The organism is Pseudarthrobacter sp. DSP2-3-2b1 (assembly GCF_049895945.1).
Classification (GTDB): domain Bacteria; phylum Actinomycetota; class Actinomycetes; order Actinomycetales; family Micrococcaceae; genus Arthrobacter.
This window is the reverse complement of the sequence record NZ_JAFCTI010000009.1, coordinates 1-18,488: the sequence shown is the minus strand read 5'-3', so window position 1 is coordinate 18,488 and position 18,488 is coordinate 1. Positions and strand designations below refer to the sequence as shown.

Sequence of the window (18,488 nt, the reverse complement as noted above, 5' to 3'; positions counted from 1 at the left end):
CTACTTCAGGCCGGTGGTGGAGATTCCCTTGATGAGGAACCGCTGCCCGGCGAGGAAGAACACAAAGACCGGCACGAGGGACAGGACGGACATGGCGAACAATGCGCCCCAGTTGGTGCCGGCGGTCGGATCCACGAAGAGGCGCAGAGCCATCGGCACGGTGAAAAGGTCCGATGACGTGATGAAGATGAGCGGCCGAAAGAAATCATTCCATGTCCAGATGAAGGTGAAAATGGCGGTGGTGGTGAGGGCCGGAACTGTAAGAGGAAGGATGATGCGCCAGTACATGCGGATGGGCCCGCACCCGTCAATCCAGGCAGCTTCGTCCAGCTCCTTCGGGATGGAGCGCATGAACTGCACCATGAGGAAGACGAAGAATGCCTCGACACCGAAGAACTTGGGGATGATCAGAGGCAGGTAGGAGTCCAGCCAGCCCAGCTCAGAGAAGATCAGGTACTGGGGCACTATCGTCACGTGTTCGGGCAGCATGATGGTGCCAAGCAGGACCGCAAGCCAGAATCGCTTGAAGCGGAATTGGAGGCGTGCAAACGCGTAAGCCGTCAGGGAGCAGGCCAACAAGTTGCCCAAGATCGATGCTGCGGTGACCAGGAAAGAGTTGAGGAAGTACCTGCTGAAAGGAAACTGCTGCGCGGTCCAGCCGGTCACGTAATTGGAAAGTGTGAGGGAGTCGGGGATAAGGGACGGGTTGCTGAAAATCTCGTCATTGTTCCGCAGCGAGCTGACGATCATCCAGGCCAGCGGATAAAGCATGCCGACGGCAAGCATCAGAAGGACTGCGTGGGTCAGTGCCGATTTCCATCTGACCGCCGCTTGGGCCGAGGTGTTTCGGTTCTTACTCATGCGTTATCTCCGTAGAAGACCCAGTATTTCGAGAGCAGGAAGTTGATGCCTGTCACGGCGCCGATGACGAGGAGCAGCGTCCAGGCCATGGCACAGGCGTAACCCATGTCGAAACTCCCAAAGCCTTCCTGATAGAGGTAGAGGGTGTAGAAAAGGGTCGAATCGGCCGGTCCGCCGAGGCCGCCACTGATGATGTACGCCGGGACGAATGCCTGAAAAGCGTGGATCGTCTGCAGGATCAGGTTGAAGAAGATGATGGGACTAAGAAGCGGCAACGTGATGCTGATGAACCTTCGAACCGGCCCGGCACCGTCAACTTCGGCCGCCTCGTACAAGGAGGCCGGAACTTGCCGCAGGCCTGCCAAGAAGATAATCATCGGGGATCCAAAGGTCCAAACATTCAGGACTACTAACGTGGATAAGGCAGTATCCGGATTACCCACCCAACTCATCTGGGCGTCGACCCCGAAGATACCCAGGAACGAGTTGAGAAGACCCTTCTGGCCGAAGACCTGCTGCCATAAGATGGCCACCGCCACGCTGGTTCCGAGCAGCGAGGGCAGATAGAAAATGCCGCGATAAAGCGTTGACCCGCGAATTGCCCTGTCCAGGAGAAGCGCGAGCATCAGCGCGAATCCGAGCTGAAGGGGAACGGAGATCAGCACATAAGTCGCCGTCACCCGGGCGGAGGTCAGATACCTGGGGTCCTCCAGAAACATACGGATGTAGTTGCTGAACCCCACGAATTCCGGAGGCTGCAGAAAGTTGTAGTCCGTCAATGACAGATACAACGAGGCTGCCATCGGTCCCAGGACGAAGAGCGCGAGACCAACGAACCAAGGAATAAGGAATAAATAGGCAACCTTGTTCTCCTTCCGGAACCGGAGGGACGTTTGGTTCTTACCGGGAAGCACGGGAGGTGTTTTTAGGCGCGCCGGTAAATCGAGAACAGTCATGGTTATCCAATCGCTACGCCGCGTCGGACGAGGAGCGGGAGATGCAATGGCGAAGAGGACTAGTGCCGTGCCTCACATCAAGTAATTACAGATAATCATGCAACTAATTATTCGTCAAGGAAGTTTTGAGATCTCGCAGCCCTGGACGTCGCCAGCGATAGACCGGGCGGCGCAGGAGTTGGTCACAGAATGGGGCGATTCGTCCGACGGCGGCACTCCGGCCCTCCCGTTCTCTCTTTCTGCTGCCGGAGTGATCTACAGCAAGGAGATCTTCAAGCACGTCGGTGTTGAGGTTCCCACCACGAGGGAGGAATTCAAAGGCTGTCTGCGAGAAGGTCGAGGCCGTCGGCATTCCGGTCTATGGCACCTAGAAAGACGGATGGACCGCAGGCGGGCTCCTGGACGTCGCCGGATTCTTCCAGACACTCCAGGTCGAAGGCGTGACTTCAGTTCGCGGAGCGAGAAGACCTTCAGCAACACCTTCGATGTCACGGCTGAACCCATGGAGTTCATCATGGAGCACACCCAGGAGGGCGCTGCATCGCGCGGCTACCCGGATGGCAATGTGGCCTTCGCCAATGGAGAGGCAGCCATGTACCTCCAGGGTCCGTGGGCGCTGTCCGAGATCAGGGAGGCTAATCCCGAGGTGCAGGTCGGTACCTTTCCCATGCCGCTGACCAACAATCCGGAGGATACCCGGAGCAATGTGTCAGCTTCGGGTTTACTTCAACCAGACGGGAGTCTTAATGAGACCGTTTTGCGCAACCGCTGCAGGAACTTTCACCCGCCAATGGGAGATGCTTGCGGCTTGCTGCCCAGCGGCGATTTCATTGACGGCGATGAATCCGTCCCGGGATAGAACTATGATGCGTGCTGACCTGTCAGCCCGTTAGATTCTGAGGACGAAGGTTGTCGGACGCCGACTTTTTGGCGCTGCAGTGCCACCGCATGCTCATTTCGTTCAAAGCCTACTTCGCTGAGGATCAGTTCCACGCGTGCCCGTGTGGACGCCGCTACAGAGTCCTGCTGATTGATCACTCTGGAGACGGTGGCTATCGAGACTCCTGCCATTGTCGCGATGTCGCTCATACGGATTGTGGGTACTGCCATTTCACATCCTGCCGTGCTGAGGGTGGTTGGGCTGCGCCAGGGGAGTTACCCAGGTCGGCCGGAATGACCCCGAGTCATCAGACTGAGGTGTGCCGCAGGAATGCGTCGCTGTGACCTGAAATTTCCCCGCAAATGATGGTTAGGTCCGGTGATAACAGAAACTCCACCCCTGAGAGTTACCGATGCGGACGGTCTGCATACTCCATCCAGCGCATGGCCCCTTTTTTGCGCACAACCGCAGATGCCCGCGATTCTGCCTTACTGCCGTCGATTTCCAGACGCCCAACTCAAAGTTCGGTACTGATGTTCCGTTCACGATGACGCGCGGGGGGTGGGGCTGAACAAAAGCGGTTCACTGGACGCGTTTGGCGGCGCTGTATCCGCCCGGTTCCTGCGTGCGCGGGACGAGCACGATGCATGTGTGTGGGGGGAGCAGGACCTCGGCCATCCCTAGGAACGGCGCGATGACCGTCTCGGGATCGAGGGCGTCCACCAGGGTGTACATGAGCTTGGAGTCGGGCAACTGGACGATCTCGGAGACAGGCTCGTCGCCGGGGTTCGCGAGCACGATCACGGCCTCGGCGGCCCGGTCGGTGTAACGCTCGAACCCGATGAGTCGTTCGGTGTCGAGCCAGCGCAGGTCGCCCACCCGCAGTGCCCGGTGGTTCCGGCGAATGCCGATGAGCCGCCGGGTGAATGCGTACCAGGGGTTGTCGTCGGAGACGAGGTCCCAGCGCATTGGCGCGCGCATCTCGGGGTCTTCACCGCCTGTCATGCCCACTTCGGTGCCGTAGTAGACGTTCGGGCTGCCCGGCAGGGTGAACTGCAGCACACGTGCGAGGCGCTGCGCGTCCGGATTCGGCACGACGTCAGGGAGGCGCGGGGTGTCGTGATTGTCGACGAACAGCCAGGACCGCAGCATGTGCTCGTAGTCGGCATCTGCGTAGGCGCGCGCCAGGATCCGTTGGGCGTGCCCGGCCGAAAGTCGCCCGTTCGCGATCTCCACGAGCACGCGGCGTAGGTTCCAGTGCAGGACGCCGTCGAGCGGACCCAACCATGCAGCTGCGTAGGAGGAGACCTCACCGACGATCAGTGAGCCGGGCTTGCAGGCGTGGGCGGCGAGCCTGAGCTCCTCGAGGTAGCGGAACCCGAGGTCGGAGGCGACGTCGAGGCGCCACCCGTCTACGCCGTCGCGCAGATAGGAGCGCACTACGGAGTCGGGGCCGGCCCACAGGTACTCGGCGACCTCGGGGTTCTCGTGCACGAGCTCCGGGAGGTTCTCCGCGAGCGACCAGGACCGCGCGCCTCCGGGGTAGGAATCAGAGAAGTCGAACCAGTGGCGGTAGCGCGAGCTGGGGTCGGCGGCCGCTTCCTGGAACAGCGGGTGGGCGCGTCCGAGGTGGTTGAACACGCCGTCGAGCACGAGTTTGAGGCCGCGGTCGTGCACGTCCCCTGCCAGCTTGGCGACATCGGTTCGCGTGCCGTACCAGGGCGCGATGGCGAGGTAATCGATCGCGTCGTAGCCGTGGTTGGTGTACGAGGCGCAGATCGGGTTGAGGTAGAGCACGTCGACGCCGAGCTCGATCACGTGCTCGAGCCGGGACCGCAGGCTCGCGAGGTCGCCGCCCCAGAAGTCAATTTCGTGGCTGTGGACGCGAACCTCCTCCACGTAGTCCCCCCTGGAAGGCGACTCATCCCAGGAGCGCAGTCGCTTCGGCACCGGGTACAGGTGCCGCTTGGCCTCGAGGTCAAGGGCGGGCGCAAACCGGTCGACGATCACCTGGTAGACCACGGCGCCCTGGCGCCAGTCTGCCTCCCGCCGCTCGTACCGGCCAGCGACCTCACGGTCTTGGGCGTTGGCGTACGGGTTCGTGTTAGCGTCGGTCATCACAGTTCTCCTCCGGAACGTTCAGCAGATTGGTCCCGGCGGGTGGTCGGGCGTTGCGAGGCCCTCACGGCGCGATCCAGACGGTGGTCTCTGCGGGGAGTTCCGCGCGTGTGGGGCCGCTGGACAGGACGATGCGGCCCGGAGGCAGTGGGACGGGCTCGGTTCCAAAGTTCGTCACGACCTCCCAACCATTGGGACGGAGGAAATGCAGGACGTTGGGGTTGCCGGTCTCGATCCACTCCAATGATTCCCCTGTCTGGAGCTGGCGGCGCAAGTCGAGCGCGCGCCGGTAGAGCGTCAGCGCGGAGTCAGGGTCGGGTTCCTGGACATCGACGGCGTACTCCGCGAACCACTCTGGCTGTGGGAGATGGGCGTCCTCTGCGCCGAATCCGTAGGACGGTCCCCGGCTCGCCCAGGGGAGTGGGACCCGGCACCCGTCGCGCCCGAGGCCGTCATGATTACGGTTGCCCTCGTCGAGAGAGCGCCAGTAGGCGGGGTCTTGGCGCCGCTCGCCCGGGATGCGCGCCACCTCGTGCAGGCCAAGCTCCTCGCCCTGGTACAGGTACGCGCTCCCGGGGAGGCCGAGCAGGAAGAGAGTTGCCGCTCGGGCGCGACGCTGACCTCGCTCGAGATCGATGCCGTCCGCTGGGCCGCCCGCGAGGATCCAGTCCACGCCGTGCTTGCTGGACTGCGTGATCGCGGGGTCAGCGGGACCGCCGGCAGCGTCGGTCAGCCCGTAGCGAGTGGCGTGCCGCACCACGTCGTGGTTCGAGAGCACCCACGTCGAGGATGAGCCGACGGCGCCCGACTGCGCGAGGTTGTCGGTGACAATGTGCCGGAACTGACCTGCGTTGAAGTCCGCAGTGAGGAGATCGAAGTTGAATGCCTGCCCCAGGCTGGACTGGGTGGCATACCGGGCGCGTCGCTCGGGTGTGGCCACCCATGCCTCAGCGACGGCCATTCGCGGTGGATCGTATTCCTCAAAGACGGTGCGCCACTCCGCGTAGATGTCCTGCAGCTCGTCCCGGTCCTCGAGCGGGTGCGTCCCGGGGGCGGCATCGAGGGCGCGGAGCTCGGCCTGGCTGGGGAGGGCCTCGGGCAGGTCCTTGACGAGCAAATGAGCCACATCGACCCGGAACCCGTCGACGCCGCGGTCCGCCCAGAATCGGAGGGTGGTGAGGAAGTCCTCGCGTACCTCGGGATTGTCCCAGTTGAAGTCGGGCTGCTCGGGCGCGAACGTGTGGAGATACCACTGGCCGTCGCCGACCGGCTCCCATGCGGGGCCTCCGAAGGCCGCTTGCCAGTCGGCGGGCGGCAACGCGCCGTTCTCCCCCTTGCCGTCGCGGAAGACGTAACGGCCGCGTTCCAGTGAGCCCTTGGGTGAGGCGAGTGCGGCCCGGAACCATTCGTGCCGATTCGAGGAGTGATTCGGGACGATGTCCACGATGACTTTGATGCCCGCTTCGTGCAGCGCGCCGACCAGCTCATCGAAGTCGGCCAGCGTGCCGATCTTCGGGTCGATATCCCGGTAGTCGTCGACGTCGTACCCGCCGTCCGCGAGAGCGGAGGGGTAGAACGGGCTCAGCCAGATCGCGTCGACACCGAGCTGTCGCAGATACGGCATCCGCGAGATGATCCCGCGCAGGTCGCCGATCCCGTCTCCGTTCGCGTCCGCGAAGGACCGGGGATAGATCTGGTAGACGGTGGCTTGCCGCCACCAGTTGGCACTGCTGAGAAGAATGGTGTCTGGGGTCGCAAGTGGCGAAGTCAAGCGTGGTTCCTAACTCATGAGAGAAAAACAGGTTTGTATTCGAATAGATAAGGTGCTTCCGTCGAGCGCTGACCCGCACAGCGCGGTCACGACATCGGATGGTTCGCTCTCAGACGGCACGATTCATGCGGCGGCTTTGGCCGCCGGTTCCTTGTCCCTGCGGGCGTGTGAGTCCAGTCCGGGGAGTTTTCCGAAGGAGTAGATGGTCGTGACGATCGCGAAGATGGGCGTGGCGAGACCAAAGCAGACGAGAATGCCGGGCCAGGTGTACCACGCCCAGGCAACGACGGCGAGGAGGACGACCAGGGCCAGACTGCACACTGGTCGCGCCAGTATCATCCACAGCGACGTGCGCACGATCCACCGCGGCCGCTCGGCGAAATGAGAACGGATCGCCCATGACACCGCCGCGAACAGGGCGAACAGGATGTTGATTACAAGCAGCAGGCCGGAAACCGCGATGCCGGCTATCCCCATGTCGTTCCAGTTAGCGAGGTAGTATTCCCACGCCAGCAGCATCCCGACCGCAAGCTGCGGCCAGCCGAAGGCGTTGGCCGAGAGCAGTTCCTCCCTCCACGTGCGGTGGAACATAGTCCATGTCTGTCCGAAGGTCCATGACTTATCCTCAGCGAGGGCCCAGGCGCGGAAGGTGGAATAGGAAGCCGCCACGGAGGGGAAGAACCCTGCGACGATCACGCCTATGAAAGTGTGCACGAGAAACGCGACGTTCACGACGAATACCATCACGATGGTGCGCGCAAGGCGCTCGTAGCCTACAGCGAAGTTCCTCATGGTCGTCTCAGCCCTTCACAGCGCCGATCATGACGCCCTTGTTGAAGTACCTCTGCAGCAATGGGTATAGCACCAGGAGCGGCAGGGTGGAGACGATGATGATGCCGAACTTGATTTGATCGGCGAACTCCTGGGCCTGACCGGCAGTCTGGCCGACGGAGGTTGAACCGCCTTGCTGGGTCTGGTTGGCCATGAGGATCTGCTGCAGTACGTTCTGGAGCGGTTGCAGTTCCTGCGATCGGATATAGATCAGGCCGGTGAAGAAGTTGTTCCAATGGGCGACAAAGTAGTAGAGGCCGATGACAGCGATGATCGCCGTGGAGAGCGGGATCACGATCTTGAAGAAGTAGCCGAAGTACGACAGGCCGTCGATCTGGGCGGCGTCACGCAACTCTTCCGGGATCGAGGTCTCGAAGAAGGATCGGGCGATGATCATGTTGAACACGGAGAACGCGCCGGGCAGGATGAAGACCCACATCGTGTCCAGCAGTCCAAGCTGTTTGATGAGCAGGAAGCTGGGGATCAGGCCGCCTCCGAAGAACATCGTGAACGCGAAGAGGAACATGATGATCCGCCGCGGGCGGAACTCAGGTCGTGACATCGCGAACGCTGCGGGAAGCGTCACCAGGAGATTGACGGCGGTGCCGGCGAACGCGTAGATGAGCGTGTTCTTGTAGCCGGTCCAGATCCTGGAGTCGTTGAGGATGAGTTCGTACCCGGCGACGCTGAACCCGACGGGGAGCAGTGTGACTTGCCCTGTGGCGACGGCCCGGGGTGCGGAGACAGAGGAGATGATGACCCACCATAGGGGGTAGATCACGGCTGCCAGGGTCAGGACGATCAGGACGCCGATGGTGATGTCGACTGCCCAGTCGCCAGCCGTGCGCGGCTGAATCCGCCGGCGCTTGTTCTGGGGAAGGCCGATGATCGCGGCAGGGTCCAGCTTGGGTGCGGGCGATCGGGGAGTGGCTTTCGTGGTGCTCATGATCCGCAGCTCCTTAGAAGATGCTCGTGTTGCTGGCCCGCTTGGCGATGTAGTTCGCCAGGATCAGGAAGGTGAAGTTAACGAGAGCGTTGAACAGTCCGATCGCCGTGGAGTACGAGAATTGGCTGCCGAGGATTCCGACCCGATAGGTGTAGGTGGAGATGACCTCGGCTGCGGTGATGTTCAGCGTGTTCTGCATGAGGAAGACTTTCTCGAATCCGACGCCGAGGACGCTTCCCATGTTCAGGATGAGGAGGATCCCTGCTGTCGGGAGGATGGCAGGAATGTCGACGTGGCGTATCAGTTGCAGTCGCCCGGCTCCGTCGATCTTCGCGGCCTCGTAGAGTGCGAGGTCGATGGATGAGAGTGCGGCCAGGTAGATGATGCAGTTCCAGCCGGTGTGCTGCCAGATCTCGGATATCCAGTAGATGTGTACGAACGCACTCGGTTCTCCCATGAGATTGTTGTCGCCGAGGAGCCGCCCCAGAACGCCGTTGTCTGGTGCGAGGAAGATCTGGATGATGGAGACCATCACTACGACCGAGATGAAGTGCGGCATGTAGGTGATCGTCTGGGTTAGTCCCTTCAGCCGCTTGCTCGCGATCTGGTTGATCAGAAGGGCGAGGATGAGGGGTGCGATGAAGCCCATCACGAGTGTCCAGAGGCTGATCCACACTGTGTTGACCATGATCTGGCCGAACAGCGGGTTGGCGAAGAACTGCTCGAAGTATTTGAACCCGACCCAGTCGCCCCCGCTGAGGCCTTTGGTGACGTCGTATTCGCGGAACGCCAACTGGATACCGTACATGGGCACGTATGAGAACACGACGATGAAGGCGATGGCGGGCAGCGTCATCACCCACAGCTGCCAGTAGCGGTGCATGTGCGCGGTGAAACGTTGTCCGCTGTTCCTGCGGGGCCGCGGTGTCCGAGCGACTGCGGTAACGACGACCGCTTCCTGCTCGGTCTGGGCCATGGTGGTGCCTGAGGCGAAGGTGTCCGACACGATCTTGCCTTCCTTGGACTATTCGTGGTTTGACGGCAGGCACGGAGGCCTCCGGGGGAGTGATGTCGGGCGCGCCCCACGGCGCCCGACATCACCAGCGACATCTATCGCGACAGGGTTGCTGACCCGTCATTGTTGTCGGTCCAGACCAGGCCAGGATCGGTCAACTCGGTGTTGAGATCGACATCGTTCTCTGCCATTACCTTGAGGAAGCGGTCGTATGCCTGCTGCTGGAGCTTGATCTGGTCGCCCAGCTTGTTCCGCTCAAGGTCAGCGACATAGGCATCCCACTCATCCTCCACGCCGCCCTTAGTTACCCATTGGGCGAACTTGCTCATGACTGCCTGGGTGATTCCCGTGTTGTTCAGGCTGTACTGCTTGCTTTCATCAGCGGTGAATGAGGCGCCCCCGTAGATCACGTCCTTGTTGAGGTCCATGTTTGCGAAGTCGGCGTTATACACGGCGTCTACCCCTCTGACCTCGGCGAACTGCGCAGGAATCGTAAGCGTCACTCCCGGTTGCGTCACCCAGCCGGGTGCGCCGTCAGCGAGCGAGTTCATGAACTGCCAGTCCGAGAGATTCTTCGAAGTATCTGCAGGATCGAGGACGGTGTAGTTGTTCTCGCCGTTCTTCTTTACCCCGACGTCGAAGGCCCCGTAACGCATCTGCACGCCGATGTCCGCCGTGTACATGCTGTCGACCAGCTTCAGCGCAGCCGCCTTGTTCTTGACGTCGGCGGAGATCGAGACCTTGTTCGACTGGTAGTTGATGGCGTCGCCGTTGAAGGCCCACTTGGTCTTTTCGCTCTGTCCCGGCTCTGCCTTCAGCTGCGGGATGGTGATGTACTGGTCGGCCAGCTGGGTGCCGAAAAGGTCGGACGGAGTCCACATCCAGCTCATGCCGACCTTCGCAGTGGTGCCTTCACCCTTGGCCGTGGACGTGTACTGCGACCAGTCGTGCGTGAACGCCTCCTTGGAGATCAGGCCCTTGCTCCAGAGGTCTCGCGTGTACTGGATGAACTCCTTGTAGGCGGGATCCGTGAGGTAGTTCTTGATCGTGCCGTTGTCGGCGTACATGCCGATGCCGCCGCCGGTGACCGGAATGCCCTTGCTTCCGACAAGGACGTTCGGCTGGAACGCTCCCCACCCGTCGGTGCTCGGAGCGTTGAAGTCCAGCGGGATCTCGTCGGCTTGGCCGTTGCCGTTCGGGTCGCCGGTCTTGAACGCTTCCAGAACTGTCTCCATCTCGTCCCAAGTGGTGGGAACGGCGAGGCCCAGCTTGTCCAGCCACTGCTTGTTGATGAACATGTGGCTGCTGGAACTGGCCATCGTGCCAAGCATGACCCCTGGTCCTCCATAGATCTTGTCCTCCCACGTGGAAACCACGCGCGAGAAGGACGCCTTTTCGAACACCTTTGAGAGGTTCGGCATGTCCTTCAGTTCGGGTGTCAGATCCAGGAAGAGACTGCTGTAATCGCCCCAGTCGCTGTTGCTGTAGCCACCGATGGTCACATCGGCAACATCGCCGGCCGCCAGCGACGCCTGCTTCTGTTGGCCCCAGGAGGACGAAGCGGTCTCCTGCCACTCGATGGTGCACTCGCACGCCGCTTCGAGATCCTTCGTCCAGGGCATGTCCTTCATCGCGATCGCGCGGGAGTCCTTGATGACCTGTACCGTCACGATCGGCTTCCCCGACTCATCGGTACCGGCATTGCCTGTGCACCCCGACAGAGCAAGAGCGCTAGTAAGCCCGACGGCCACTGCTGCCCTCACCTGCCAGCGGGATCGATGCATTTTCATGTGTTAACTCTCTTCTTCGAGTGGTTGCCGACCTGCTACGGCCCGTAGAGCACGGAAAGGGACTTCGCCTGGTTCTTACTGGCGGATCAGTTTAGATTTAGACGCTAAATATAGCGGCAAAATCAAAGCTATACCTTTGTCGGCCGGCGCGTCAATAGGTTGAGAAGAATTAGCTGGCCTGCACTCATCGTCAGTTCCGCCGTGCATCTTCGTCTTCGTCGGGCGTTGCGTCCCCTCGCGCTGGCCGGGAGATTCCGACGAACCGCAACCCCACCTCTTGTTGCCCCGCGTGTTCCTGTTAAACGGGCCCGCTCGATGTCGCGTCGTTGGCCACCCCGCGGCCACGGTCACGCGCGCTGGGTCTATGAGATGACAAAGGGTGGCGATGGTCATGGCTAGCCGTTTTGTGAGCTGCTCGATGATCTCGATCAAGAACAAATCGCCGTTGGCCGTTGCATCGAAGACGTTCTCGAGGTGCCGTTTTCGGCACTCCCGTCGCTCGACTGTAAGCGGCAACTTTAAACTGACCGGAGACGGCAAAACTGATTGACCGTTCGCGGCAGTGGTTTTGACCAGCGGCGGCAAGCATTTTTGAACAGCAGTCCGCCACTACGGGTGGCGCTGTGTGCCGGGATTCCCTTGTTCATCCCTCGTGTCGTTACGGGGAGAGCCCCTTCCTTCCGCGGTGAAATGGCGATGCCAATCGTCTGTATTTCACCCGTGATGGGAAGGAAGGGGCTTGTTGTGAAGTCTCCAGGAGAGTTCATGGAAATTTTAGCTGCTTACGATTTGACCCGGTCATACCGGGATGCCGCGAAGATCTGCGGCGTTTCACACAACACGGTGCGCTCGTATGTGAAGGCCCGCCAGGACGGTGCGCAGGCGCCGGTTGCCCGGCAGCGCGGCCGGATGACCGACCCGTTCCTGCCCCAGATGATCTCCTGGGTGGAGCAGTCCCGTGGGAAAATCCGCGGCGACATCGTGCATGAGAAGCTCCGCGCTCTGGGGTTCACCGGGTGTGAGCGGACGACCAGAACCACGCTGGCTGAACTGAAGGCGAAATACCGGGCCCGGAACGTGCGCGTGCACCGGCCCTGGACGCCTGAGCCGGGTCTCTGGCTACAGTTCGACTACGGGGATGGACCCGTCGTCGACGGTGTGAAGACCGTGTTGTTCGTGGCCTGGCTGGCCTTCTCTCGGTTCCGGATCGTGATCGCCTTGCGGGACAAGACGATGCCGAGCGTCTTCGCCGCTCTGGACCGGTCGTTCCGCCTGGCCGGCGGCGTCCCGACCTACGTTCTGACCGATAACGAGAAAACGGTCACGGTCGAACACGTCGCCGGGATCCCGGTGCGGAACGCGCAGATAGTGGCTTTTTCCAGGCACTATTCGACGTCCATGCAGACGTGCATCCCGGCCGACCCTGCCTCGAAGGGCGGGGTGGAGAACGCGGTCAAGATCGCCAAAGCCGACCTCGTCCCCACAGAGACCAATCTCCTGCCGGAATACCGGTCCTTCGCCGAACTGGAAGCCGCGTGTGAGGCGTTTATGGAGGAAGTGAATTCGCGGGTGCACCGGGCCACGCTGGAGATCCCGAAGGACATGCTCGAGGTTCTCGAACGGCCCCGGTTGCATCCGGTCCCGGCGACACCGGTGACGGCGAGTTTCGGCCACACCCGCCAGGTCCCGCCGAACACACCCATGGTCACCTTCCAACAGTGCCGCTACTCCGTCCCGCACACCCTGATGGGTCAGGTGGTCTGGGTGCGCGGCACCGAGACCGAGATCGTCATCGTGCACGTCGGCACTGCGGGCCCGGTCGAGGTCGCCCGGCACCAGCTCACCCGTCCCGGCACCCCCGCTATCATCGACGCCCACTTCCCGCCGGCCCCTGCCGGGGCGCTGGAGCGGGTGATCCGCCCGACGAACAAGGCCGAGGAAGAGTTCCTGGCCCTCGGCGCCGGCGCCGCGCTATGGCTCAAGGAAGCCGCCGCTGCCGGAACCGGAAAGATCCGGCACAAAATGGAACGCGCCGTCACCCTCGCCAAGGTCGTCGGCGCCGACGAGGTCGACAAGGGCCTCGGTGCGGCAGCGGTGCACCAGCGATTCACCCACGAGGACCTGCTCTCCATCGTCAACAGCGCCGGCGGGACGGACCACACAACCGGCACCACCCACACCGTCACAGACCAGGGCCGATGGTTGAGCCAGGGCACCAGTTCCTGGGCCAACTTCGGCACCACCCCCGCCACCGGACCCGCCGTTGACGGCGATCTTGAAGGAGCCATCGATGAGCGCTAATACGATGGCCCCGGCCCTGACCGATACGGCGGTAGAGAACGTGATCGCGCTGATGCGCACGACCAGAATGCCGCATGCCCGCGCGGTCGTCGCCGAGGTCCTGGCCACCGCAAAAGCCCAACGCTGGGACCCCACCGAAGTCGTCCGCGTCCTGCTCGAAGCCGAAGCCACCGGCCGGAACGCCTCGATGCTCGCCACCCGGCGCAAACGTGCAGGATTCCCCACCGGGAAGACCTTCGATGTCTGGGACGAGGCCCTGTCCACACTTCCGGCGGCGACCACGTCGTTTCTGCGGACACTGGAGTGGGTGCGGCGGCGCGAGAACCTGATTGCCTGCGGGCCCTCCGGCACCGGCAAGACCCTGCTCCTGGAAGCCCTCGGCCAGCAGGCTATCGATCAGGGCATGTCCGTGTCCTGGCTGAGCATGGAAGACCTCGGCGCGCTCGTGCGGCGGCATCGGATTGATGACAGCGTCAACAAAGCCATCGCCCGCGCAACCAACGTGGATTTGATTTGTATTGACGATATAGGCCTGTTGCCGGTTTCCGCCGACGCGGCCGAGGGCTTCTACCGGATCGTGGAAGCCTCCTACGAGAAACGGTCACTCGCGATCAGCTCGAACATCCACCCCTCCGGGTTCGATGAGCTCATGCCTAAAACCATTGCCACCGCGACCGTGGACCGGCTCCTCCACCACGCCCACCTCTGCCAAACCAGCGGCGAGTCCGTCCGGCTCATGCAAGCCCAAAACGGGAAAGGAACCCGCCCCATGAGCTAAGCCAAACCTGGTCAGGCGCCCCCGCCCACCCGGCACACCCGGGGCGCCTGACCCTGTCCAAAAATACTTGCCGCCACCGGTCAATCACCTGCCGCCAGCGGGCAAACCAACATTCCCCCACCGGTCATTTCTAAGTTGCCGTTGACACTCGACCGCAACAGGGGCGCTGGCCCTGCAGCAAGTGCGTCATCTCGTAGCAGTCGGGCAGTGCGTGAGAGACCGTATGAGTTGCGACCCCTTCGACATGATCCAGATATGCCATCTCACCTGCGGCGCCGTTCGCGCCACGCAGAAGCTTGCGCCCGACCGTGATTCCTGCTCCAAGGCGATCGGAGACGAGGAGGGTGCTCGACGGCGAAGGGGCGCCGAGCTGCACTCAGTGACAGGGGGTGACAGCAGCGAGGTCGGCGTCGTTCTCAATCTGGAGAGGGTCACTTGTGCTGTGAAACTGAGACAGCCTGCTACGCCCGCTTCACTGATTGGGCCGAACGCGCACTTGACCGATCACCGCCAGGATCACCGAGACATCATCCGGTCGCTACATCCTGTGGCACCACCAACGCCGAATGAACCAGATAGACGAAGTCATCCACGGCACCTACCTCAGAGCCAAGCCATCAGGCACCGCCATCGGCCTGCTGAACTGGTTCCCCGAACAGGACACCGAGCCCGCACTGCTGAGTCAGGCACATCTAGCGAAAGGTTCGGGTGGTCCGACGCCTGTGAGTTGGGACTGCGGTGGTGGAGCCGGAACGCGTTTCCTGTTAGTGGGCGCTGGAGATCACCTGATGCTGGCAGTCTCGTAGTCGTTGTTCTGTCGTTGTTCCGGGGTGGCGTGTTGTTCAGACGTTGTAAGCATCAGGGGCGCGGGGTTCCCGAATTGATGTGCCACCTCGTGGTTGCGGGTAGCCCAGCGCGCGGCATTGGCAATGACGCGCTGGATGCCCTTGTTGTGATAGGTGGGGTACGTTTCATGGCCCGGGCGGAAGTAGAAGATTTTTCCGGCACCGCGCTGGTAGCAGGCCCCGCTGCGGAATACCTCCCCGCCTGTAAACCAGCTGATGAAGACCAAGGCGTCCGGGGTGGGTATGTCGAAGAATTCGCCGTACATTTCTTCCTGGTCCAGGATGAGGCTCTCCTCCACACCTTCCGTGATCGGGTGTCCGGGTGCGACGTTCCAGAGGACCTCGCTGTCCGTGCTTTCCCTCCATTTGAGATTGCAGCTGGTGCCCATCAGGCGTCGAAAAATTTTCGATCCGTGCCCGGAATGCAGCACAATCAGTCCCATGCCGTCGAGGACGCGCTGCTGGATACGATCCACCACAGTGTCGTCGACCTCATCGTGTGCACCGTGACCCCACCAGACGAGTACATCGGTGAACTCCAGAACTTCCGGGCTAAGTCCGTGTTCCGGTTCGTCGAGGGTTGCGGTCGAAGCATCGATTCCCTGCCCACGCAGCGCGGCGGCAATCGTGGTGTGAATGCCGTCCGGATAGATCGCGGCTACTTCCGGGTTGTCTTTCTCGTGGCGAAATTCGTTCCAGACTGTAACTTTTGGCATCAGATTTTTCCTTGGGTTGCTGCTGTAGAGTCCGTGGCACGAAGGAGCGAACGGATGTCCTGTGGCATGTTTGTTTTGGCTGATTCGATTGCGCCGAGAGTCATTGCGAGAGTGGGGAGGTTTGCCTGCCCGCTCGTCATGGGAGGACGACCTTCGCGGATGGCCGATCGAAACTCCGAAAGCGATCCGATACGGTCGAACGTGTCCATCCGCGGAAGGGTGAGGACCTCGGTAGGCCCGTTCAAGGGGCGCACCACGACTGCATCCGAGGCCGTACCGGTGTCTGCCCGTCCTGTCCATTCGATCGTGCCTTTGGAACATTCGATCAGCCACTCCCCGGCCCAGAGAGTCTCCTGTTCGGTACTAACCCAGCTTCCCTGATAGTTGACGACGGCTCCGCCGTCGAAGACCAGGGTGGCGATGGCAGCAGCGGGGTCCGTGAACTTGCTCCACGGGGGATTCCAGGCGTGGCAGTCGATGTGCACCGGCTCCTGGCCGGTGATGTACCGCATGAGGTCAAAGTGGTGAATGGACATGTCCATGAGGAGCGGGTCGGCCAGTCCGTAGTGGCGGTTAGTGCCGACCGGAGCGCTGTTGGCGTACTTCCGGAACTTCACGGTCACTGAGCCGATGTCACCAAGTGCCTTTTCCCGGACGAGCCGGGAAACTGTCCGCGCCGCGGGGTAGAAGCGGTAGTTCTGGCTGACCATCAGTACCCGCTCGGAGGCTGCAGCAGTCTCCACCATCTGCTCTGCGTCGCTGAGTGTGGCCGCGATGGGCTTCTCGACCAGCACGTGCTTGCCTGCGGACAGGGCTTCGATGGCTACCGCCGCGTGGCCGGATAATGCCGTCGTTACCAGAACCGCTTCTGCATCGGTAGCCGCAATGGCGTCTGCAAGCGAGGCAAAGCAAAGGGAAGGATCGGTTTCGACGTCGGCGCTCAGCAGCTTGAGCATCTCGGGTACCACGTCGACGTAGCCCGCTGTGCTCAGGAGGGTTGGGTGCTTCTTGAGTTCGGCTGCCCAGGAACGCCCCCATCCTCCGAGCCCTACCTGAAGGATTCGCAGAGGAAGCGATGGTGGATGGCCCAGGGACGTGGGCAGCGGAGAGGTTACGGTCATTAAGGTTTCCTTTCGTTGTTCCGGTCGCATATTTGACTGCACCGGTGGTGATTCCTGCGACGAGGTGTTTATGGCCTACGACGTAGACGGCGGTGACGGGTATCCCGGCCACAGTTGAGCCGCGACAACAAGGCCCTAAGCCGTGCCGTCGCCACCAGTACCAGTCCCCATTCGGGCTGTCCGTTAACGAGCGTGACTCGGTGAACCAAACACGAAACGAAGCAGTCCCACTGGGCCTAAACGTTGGGACCGCTTCCCCATGCCCTAGACAAATGAGAACAACCAATCAGACGGTCCTTGCGTGTAGGGCAGCACCCACAACGCCCGCAGAGTTTTCCAAACTGGCCGGGATAACCGGGGCACGTAGTGACAGGTGTGGCAGGTATTCGTTGCTGCATGCTGAAATTCCCCCACCGACGATGATCAGGTCGGGTGAGAAGAGGAACTCCACATGTGACAGGTACCGTTGCAGCCGGTCGGCGTACTCCATCCAGCCAAGGCCTTCATTTTCACGGGCGATTGCCGATGCCCGGGATTCGGCTTTGTAGCCGTCGATTTCCAGATGGCCCAGCTCGAAATTCGGTACTAGCTTTCCATCAACGATGAGAGCTGATCCGATGCCCGTTCCCAACGTTAGAACCAGAACAACGCCGTGTTTGTCCTTCCCAGCGCCGTAATGGGTTTCCGCCATACCAGCTGCGTCAGCGTCATTCACCACGCAAACAGCTCGACCAAGACGTTCACGCAAGTAGGCCTGAACATCCAGTCCGATCCAGCTGTCGTCCATGTTTGCTGCCGACATGGCCACTCCATGCTGGACTATCGAAGGGATAGCGACCCCGACACCAAGGCCGGTATGCCCCAGGCTTTCGGGTCCGAGCTCATCGATGAGTTGGTTCAGAGTGTCTGCGACTTCATCCACCATGCCCGAGGCAGGCGTCCGAAGATGACGGACGCCGCCGACCGGGGTACCGCTACTCATGTTTATGGTTGCACCCTTGATCCACGTCCCCCCGACATCGATTCCTATCCGAAAATCCAGTCCGGACGGCACGTCGGTGGTAGCGGTCATGGGTCGTGTCATCACGTTTCCTTCATAGTTATGGGGGGTCATGACCGGAGGGGCCCAGTTCCGCGGCGGAGTGGGACGTCGAACTCTCAAACTCGACAAGCAGCAAGCCAAAACGGCCTGGAAGGCGGGAGGACCTGCGAGTGATGCAAGCCCCATCCGATGTGCAGATTACCAAGGAGATGCCCCCGGTGCCCGAGCGCCGGGGCACGTCCCTGCATGTAAAGCTACGGCTGGAGCCAGGCGGTGGTCGCTCCGGGCAGGGAGTCTGCGTTGAGTGGTGAACTGGAGACCAGTACCTTGCCGGCGGGCAGTTTGATGGCTTCCGTGCCGAAGTTCGTTACGGAGGTCCAGCCGTTGGGGCGCCGGAAGGCCAGGACGTCGGTCCGGCCGGTTTCCAGCCATTCGAGCGTTTCGGTGGTTTGCAGCTGTGACCGTAGGCCCAGCGCCCGGCGGTAGAGGGACAGAGTTGAGTCTTCCTGCCCTTCCT

General features: G+C 61.7%; 16 protein-coding genes and 1 pseudogene. 4 read left to right on the top strand and 13 right to left on the bottom strand.

What is annotated here, in order from left to right; translation table 11 throughout:
• Both ACP7AX_RS12230 and ACP7AX_RS12225 read right to left on the bottom strand, forming a co-directional pair.
• Nucleotides 1–861: a carbohydrate ABC transporter permease gene (locus ACP7AX_RS12230; protein ID WP_426226693.1), complete on the bottom strand. Its 861-nt coding sequence runs from the start codon at nt 859–861 to the stop codon at nt 1–3.
• On the bottom strand, nt 858–1,817 hold the full coding sequence (locus ACP7AX_RS12225; protein WP_426226692.1) for a carbohydrate ABC transporter permease: 960 nt from the start codon (nt 1,815–1,817) through the stop codon (nt 858–860). Before ACP7AX_RS12225 ends, ACP7AX_RS12230 begins: the two co-directional genes overlap by 4 nt.
• Before the next feature lie 97 nt (nt 1,818–1,914).
• On the opposite strand from ACP7AX_RS12225, the gene ACP7AX_RS12220 reads away from it, so the two are divergent.
• A complete protein-coding gene (locus tag ACP7AX_RS12220) occupies nt 1,915–2,676 on the top strand; it encodes an ABC transporter substrate-binding protein (RefSeq protein ID WP_426226691.1) in 762 nt (253 codons plus the stop codon).
• A 2-nt stretch (nt 2,677–2,678) separates the two neighbouring features.
• On the opposite strand, the gene ACP7AX_RS12215 is transcribed toward ACP7AX_RS12220, so the two are convergent.
• From ACP7AX_RS12215 to ACP7AX_RS12185, 7 genes are all read right to left on the bottom strand, one after another.
• Complete coding sequence (locus tag ACP7AX_RS12215; protein WP_426226811.1) at nt 2,679–2,888, bottom strand: LacI family DNA-binding transcriptional regulator; 210 nt, start codon at nt 2,886–2,888, stop codon at nt 2,679–2,681.
• 391 nt (nt 2,889–3,279) lie between these two features.
• On the bottom strand, nt 3,280–4,815 hold the full coding sequence (locus ACP7AX_RS12210; protein WP_426226690.1) for an alpha-amylase family glycosyl hydrolase: 1,536 nt from the start codon (nt 4,813–4,815) through the stop codon (nt 3,280–3,282).
• Between the two features lie 64 nt (nt 4,816–4,879).
• Complete coding sequence (locus tag ACP7AX_RS12205; protein WP_426226689.1) at nt 4,880–6,586, bottom strand: glycoside hydrolase family 13 protein; 1,707 nt, start codon at nt 6,584–6,586, stop codon at nt 4,880–4,882.
• Between the two features lie 123 nt (nt 6,587–6,709).
• Complete coding sequence (locus ACP7AX_RS12200) at nt 6,710–7,378, bottom strand: YesL family protein (protein WP_426226688.1); 669 nt, start codon at nt 7,376–7,378, stop codon at nt 6,710–6,712.
• A gap of 7 nt (nt 7,379–7,385) precedes the next feature.
• The gene (locus ACP7AX_RS12195; protein ID WP_426226687.1) at nt 7,386–8,363 is read right to left on the bottom strand and encodes a carbohydrate ABC transporter permease; all 978 of its coding nucleotides are present in this window, start codon (nt 8,361–8,363) and stop codon (nt 7,386–7,388) included.
• A gap of 13 nt (nt 8,364–8,376) precedes the next feature.
• Nucleotides 8,377–9,369, bottom strand: a complete 993-nt coding sequence (locus ACP7AX_RS12190; protein ID WP_426226686.1) for an ABC transporter permease — start codon at nt 9,367–9,369, stop codon at nt 8,377–8,379.
• Between the two features lie 104 nt (nt 9,370–9,473).
• The gene (locus ACP7AX_RS12185; protein WP_426226685.1) at nt 9,474–11,048 is read right to left on the bottom strand and encodes a hypothetical protein; all 1,575 of its coding nucleotides are present in this window, start codon (nt 11,046–11,048) and stop codon (nt 9,474–9,476) included.
• Nucleotides 11,049–11,912: 864 nt separating this feature from the next.
• Between ACP7AX_RS12185 and istA the strand changes: the two genes are divergently transcribed.
• The 3 genes from istA (at nt 11,913) to ACP7AX_RS12170 (ending at nt 15,053) form a co-directional block, all read left to right on the top strand.
• Nucleotides 11,913–13,469, top strand: coding sequence for an IS21 family transposase (gene istA, locus ACP7AX_RS12180; protein WP_426226684.1), 1,557 nt, complete (start codon nt 11,913–11,915; stop codon nt 13,467–13,469).
• Nucleotides 13,459–14,247 carry an IS21-like element helper ATPase IstB gene (gene istB, locus ACP7AX_RS12175; RefSeq protein ID WP_426226683.1) on the top strand — a complete coding sequence of 263 codons (789 nt, stop codon included), beginning with the start codon at nt 13,459–13,461 and terminating at the stop codon, nt 14,245–14,247. The genes istA and istB overlap by 11 nt, the downstream gene beginning before the upstream one ends.
• 566 nt (nt 14,248–14,813) lie before the next feature.
• Complete coding sequence (locus ACP7AX_RS12170) at nt 14,814–15,053, top strand: hypothetical protein (protein ID WP_426226682.1); 240 nt, start codon at nt 14,814–14,816, stop codon at nt 15,051–15,053.
• On the opposite strand, the gene ACP7AX_RS12165 is transcribed toward ACP7AX_RS12170, so the two are convergent.
• The 4 genes and pseudogenes from ACP7AX_RS12165 to ACP7AX_RS12150 form a co-directional block, all read right to left on the bottom strand.
• Nucleotides 15,029–15,808: a ThuA domain-containing protein gene (locus ACP7AX_RS12165; RefSeq protein WP_426226681.1), complete on the bottom strand. Its 780-nt coding sequence runs from the start codon at nt 15,806–15,808 to the stop codon at nt 15,029–15,031. The two genes, ACP7AX_RS12170 and ACP7AX_RS12165, sit on opposite strands and share 25 nt — an antisense overlap.
• Entirely contained in the window at nt 15,808–16,929 is a 1,122-nt protein-coding gene (locus tag ACP7AX_RS12160) for a Gfo/Idh/MocA family protein (protein WP_426226680.1), read from the bottom strand. The genes ACP7AX_RS12165 and ACP7AX_RS12160 overlap by 1 nt, the downstream gene beginning before the upstream one ends.
• A gap of 286 nt (nt 16,930–17,215) precedes the next feature.
• Nucleotides 17,216–18,001, bottom strand: a complete 786-nt coding sequence (ppgK, locus tag ACP7AX_RS12155) for a polyphosphate--glucose phosphotransferase (RefSeq protein WP_426226679.1) — start codon at nt 17,999–18,001, stop codon at nt 17,216–17,218.
• A 224-nt stretch (nt 18,002–18,225) separates the two neighbouring features.
• A pseudogene (locus ACP7AX_RS12150) lies at nt 18,226–18,488 on the bottom strand (alpha-amylase); the annotation flags it as partial.

Bases quoted from the DNA above. Each gene is read 5' to 3' on its own strand.
- ACP7AX_RS12230 (WP_426226693.1), bottom strand. From the start codon at position 861: ATGAGTAAGAACCGAAACACCTCGGCCCAAGCGGCGGTCAGATGGAAA.
- ACP7AX_RS12225 (WP_426226692.1), bottom strand. From the start codon at position 1,817: ATGACTGTTCTCGATTTACCGGCGCGCCTAAAAACACCTCCCGTGCTT.
- ACP7AX_RS12220 (WP_426226691.1), top strand. From the start codon at position 1,915: ATGCAACTAATTATTCGTCAAGGAAGTTTTGAGATCTCGCAGCCCTGG.
- ACP7AX_RS12215 (WP_426226811.1), bottom strand. From the start codon at position 2,888: ATGGCAGGAGTCTCGATAGCCACCGTCTCCAGAGTGATCAATCAGCAG.
- ACP7AX_RS12210 (WP_426226690.1), bottom strand. From the start codon at position 4,815: ATGACCGACGCTAACACGAACCCGTACGCCAACGCCCAAGACCGTGAG.
- ACP7AX_RS12200 (WP_426226688.1), bottom strand. From the start codon at position 7,378: ATGAGGAACTTCGCTGTAGGCTACGAGCGCCTTGCGCGCACCATCGTG.
- ACP7AX_RS12195 (WP_426226687.1), bottom strand. From the start codon at position 8,363: ATGAGCACCACGAAAGCCACTCCCCGATCGCCCGCACCCAAGCTGGAC.
- istB (WP_426226683.1), top strand. From the start codon at position 13,459: ATGAGCGCTAATACGATGGCCCCGGCCCTGACCGATACGGCGGTAGAG.
- ACP7AX_RS12170 (WP_426226682.1), top strand. From the start codon at position 14,814: ATGAACCAGATAGACGAAGTCATCCACGGCACCTACCTCAGAGCCAAG.
- ACP7AX_RS12165 (WP_426226681.1), bottom strand. From the start codon at position 15,808: ATGCCAAAAGTTACAGTCTGGAACGAATTTCGCCACGAGAAAGACAAC.
- ACP7AX_RS12160 (WP_426226680.1), bottom strand. From the start codon at position 16,929: ATGACCGTAACCTCTCCGCTGCCCACGTCCCTGGGCCATCCACCATCG.
- ppgK (WP_426226679.1), bottom strand. From the start codon at position 18,001: ATGACCGCTACCACCGACGTGCCGTCCGGACTGGATTTTCGGATAGGA.